This window comes from Nostoc sp., assembly GCF_035638895.1.
Taxonomy (GTDB): domain Bacteria; phylum Cyanobacteriota; class Cyanobacteriia; order Cyanobacteriales; family Nostocaceae; genus Nostoc.
The window spans coordinates 1-2660 of sequence record NZ_DASQZC010000607.1 but is presented as its reverse complement, the minus strand read 5'-3'; the positions used below and the strand labels follow the sequence as shown (position 1 = coordinate 2660).

The 2660-nt window shown below is 38.6% G+C and carries 1 protein-coding gene and 1 pseudogene; both read left to right on the top strand.

Annotated features, from left to right (window positions below):
* A partial coding sequence (locus VE944_RS29805; protein ID WP_324986050.1) for an ATP-binding protein occupies positions 1 to 1872 on the top strand: 1872 nt, incomplete at its 5' end.
* 11 nt (positions 1873 to 1883) lie between these two features.
* Positions 1884 to 2453 (top strand): annotated as a pseudogene (locus VE944_RS29800) (Uma2 family endonuclease).
* The last annotated feature ends 207 nt before the right edge of the window (positions 2454 to 2660 follow it).

The window sequence follows — 2660 nt, the reverse complement described above, 5'->3', positions numbered from 1 at the left end:
GTAAATAAGCGTGCGATCGCAGAAGCTCAAAAAGGTCAAACTGTAGAATGTTGGGTAGAGATTGGCTGGGAACATGAAGGTAAACGCTATCGAGTTAAACGCGCCTGTCGGGGTTATAAAAATGAAGGTGATTTTGACGCTGGCAAAACTCAATTAACCATGTGGGTTGGTGCAGATGATGGCAAATGGAATATACCAACTCAGCAACCAGACGATATAATTAATCAAATTTTACCCGCTACTCTACATCAATATTTTTTCTTTGACGGCGAACGAATTGAAGAAATAGTCCGTTCTGACAAAAAAGCTGAAATTGCTGAAGCTACAAAAATTTTCTTGGGTGTAGAAGTAATCAACCGTTCCATCAGACATCTGGGAGATGCTAAAAAAACTCTAGAAAATGAGTTAAAAGCTATTGGTGATTCTGAAACGAAACAGCTATTACGACAGCAAGAAAAGATAGAACGAGAGCGTGAACGCATTACGAAACGACAAACTGAAATTAAAGAAGAGTTAGAATATCAACAAACTTTTAAAAAAGAGACAAGTAACCGTTTGCGAGAACTGAGTGCTGCTAAGGAATTGCAAGAAAGATGGCAGGATTTAGAATCGCAGAAAGCAGCAAATCAAGAAGAATATAAAAAAACGAAGGAAGCGCTGAAAAAAGTTATTTCCGCGCGGGGTTATACCGTTTTACTCTCAGAAACTACATCCCAGTTTCGAGGAATTATCAATGATTTGAAGCAGCGCGGCGAGTTAACATCAGGAATTTCGCGGGAATTTGTGAATGATTTACTCAATTCTGAACGCTGTATTTGTGGTGCAGAATTACAACAGGGTAATCATTCTCATACTCATGTAAGTACTTGGTTAAATAAAGCAGGTTCCTCGGCGGTGGAAGAAACTGCAATTCGGATGAGCGCTCAAGTAGATGAAATTGATAAGCAAGCAATAGGCTTTTGGGAAGAAGTTGATAGAGAACAAACTAGGATTAATCAGTTAAGGCAAAGTATATCTCAAATTGAAGGAGACTTAGACAATATTCAAGAACGGTTGCGAAAAGATGCTAATGAAGAAATTAGCAGTTTGCAAAAACGCTTAGATGAAATTGAAAGTAAAATTGATGAGTTAAATCGAGAGCAGGGTGCAAATCAGCAGCAAATTGCTCAACTCACAACTGAAATTGAAGGTTTAAATAAGCAAATTGCAAAGCAAAAGCTGAATGAAGACAAGCAAACTTTAGCACAACGACGAATTAATGCCACTCAAGATGCAATTGAACGGTTAACGGAAGTTAGAAATCGTCAAGAACAACAATTTCGCCTGCAACTAGAAAAGCGAGTGCAAGAAATATTTACAGAGATTTCTGTAACTCCATACATTCCTAAAATTAGTGAAAAATATGAACTGACATTAGTAGAAAATACCACAGGTATAGAAGCACCAGTTGCAGCATCCACTGGCGAGAATCAAATTCTCAGTTTATCTTTTATTGCCAGCATTATTGACAAAGTAAGGGAATGGAGTGAGAAACGAAAAATGATGATGATTCCCGATAGTAGCACTTTCCCAATTGTGATGGATTCACCCTTCGGCAGTTTGGATGAAAATTCGCGGCGACACATTGCCAAGACAATTCCCCAATTAGCGAATCAGTTGATAGTTTTAGTTACTAAGACTCAGTGGCGGGGTGAAGTTGAAGCAGAAATTACAGAGAGAATTGGTAGAGAATATGTGCTTACGTATTATTCCTCTAAGCCGGATTGCGAACAAGATTATATTGAGTTAGGTGGGGAAAGATATCCTTTGGTAAAACAAAGTCCGAACGAGTATGAATATACTGAAATTATCGCGGTTGAACGTAATGTTTAAAGGGTGAAGTTATGGTTGCGAATCCAGACGGAAAGTATATGACTCCCCAGGAATACCTGGAATGGGAAGAACATCAAGAGATTAAATACGAATATATCAATGGTGAAGTCTTCGCCATGACTGGCGGTACTATTCCCCATAATGATATAGCTTTCAACTTGGCTTCGGCATTAAAAAGCCACCTTCGGGGAGGGGCGTGTCGTGTCAACATAGCAGATGCAAAAGTAGGCGTATCGCAGAAAGGGCCATTTCACTACCCAGATGTTGTAGTGAGTTGTCATCCAAAAGACAAGCAAGCGATTAAATTTATTCAGTATCCTTGTTTAGTTGTTGAAGTTCTTTCTCCTAGTACAGAAGCTTACGACAGAGGCAAAAAATTTATGCAGTATCGGCGTATTCAGACTTGACAAGAATATGTCCTCATTGATGCTGAAAAAATAAGTTTAGATTGCTTTTGTATAAATGAAAAAGGGATTTGGGAGTTACATCCTTATGAAGAGGAGGATGAAGTTCATTTAACTAGTGTTGATTTTCACTTTCCTATTTCTTTGGTTTATGAGGATGTTCAATTTTCAATATAAGTTTTGGAGAAACTTAGACGCATGAGCGGCTTGCCGCAGGCTACCGCAGAGGCGCAAAGGAAGCAGAGGGAAGAGAAGATGTAAAATTGAGATTATCCCTAACTAATTAGAAGATATTTTATGAGTATTAAACTATATTTGCTGCTAAGGTGCGAAGTGAAAATGATTACGGTGATAAGGCTGAGAAAGATATGGCTAGCAAACACC